The following is a 907-nucleotide window of genomic DNA, read 5'->3' as shown; positions in this document are numbered from 1 at the left end:
GGTCATACTTTGATGAGATTTTAATTCTTGTTCTAATCCCAAATGAATCAGACTTGCTTAGTCTGGTTTATACGTGGAATCTTGATATTCCACGTTCGTTTCTGGTTAACGTGCGAATACCCTGATATGGTTTATGCTCTCTTGAGTTTAATCTGCCAACAGTATACCGATTGACTTATTTTTTGTAATGAAACAAGGTTCAGCATTATCGGATCAGACCATCACGAGAAGTGGTAGCGAAGTGAAACATCGCTGCAATTCTGGTTCTGATAAACTTTATGGAGTATAAGTTATTGAGAGTTAGGCATAATTTCGCAATGGTCAAGCTCCAGAAGGCTAAAGTAGACACTTTCAGTGAGTTCAAAACGGCTCTCCAAGACTCGTTCCGAGTGGCGGCGGAAGCTGACTTAGGTTTGCCGCTTGAAGAGCCCATTCCTTCTAATGAAGACATAGATCAGTCCATTGCTATTGCTGGAGCTGCTACATATTGGTTCATAGTAGACGATCAGCGTGTTGGCGGTGCAGTAGTGTTAATCGATGAGATAACCAATCGAAACTCATTGTCGTTCTTTTTTATTTCAACAAGCTGGCAGAGTCGTGGGCTAGGGCTTCAAGCTTGGAAAGCAATTCAGAGCGAATACCCAAATACCAAGATCTGGGAGACGGTCACTCCGTATTTTGAGAAGCGAAACATTCACTTTTATGTAAACAGGTGTGGCTTCAAAATTGTCGAGTTTTATAATAAGTTTCATCCGGACCCAAACCAATCATCGGCTCAGGTTCATCAAGAAGGGGATGAAGATGAGATGTTCAGATTCATGAAGGTTATGGATCCAGAATGCGATTAGTATCGCGATGAATGTATACCTGCCTAACAAATAAGGATAGGCCGCGCGTAGCCGCGACC

General features: G+C 42.3%; 1 protein-coding gene. It reads left to right on the top strand.

The features are described 5' to 3' along the window. The first annotated feature begins 317 nt into the window (after nt 1-317). Nucleotides 318-848: a GNAT family N-acetyltransferase gene (locus NE536_RS22795; protein ID WP_261274122.1), complete on the top strand. Its 531-nt coding sequence runs from the start codon at nt 318-320 to the stop codon at nt 846-848. Nucleotides 849-907: the final 59 nt, after the last annotated feature.

The organism is Shewanella septentrionalis (assembly GCF_025370265.1).
Lineage (GTDB): Bacteria > Pseudomonadota > Gammaproteobacteria > Enterobacterales > Shewanellaceae > Shewanella > Shewanella hafniensis.
This window is presented reverse-complemented; position numbering and strand designations above follow the sequence as displayed.

Coding starts and splice junctions, on each gene's coding strand:
- NE536_RS22795 (WP_261274122.1), top strand. CDS start 318: ATGGTCAAGCTCCAGAAGGCTAAAGTAGACACTTTCAGTGAGTTCAAA.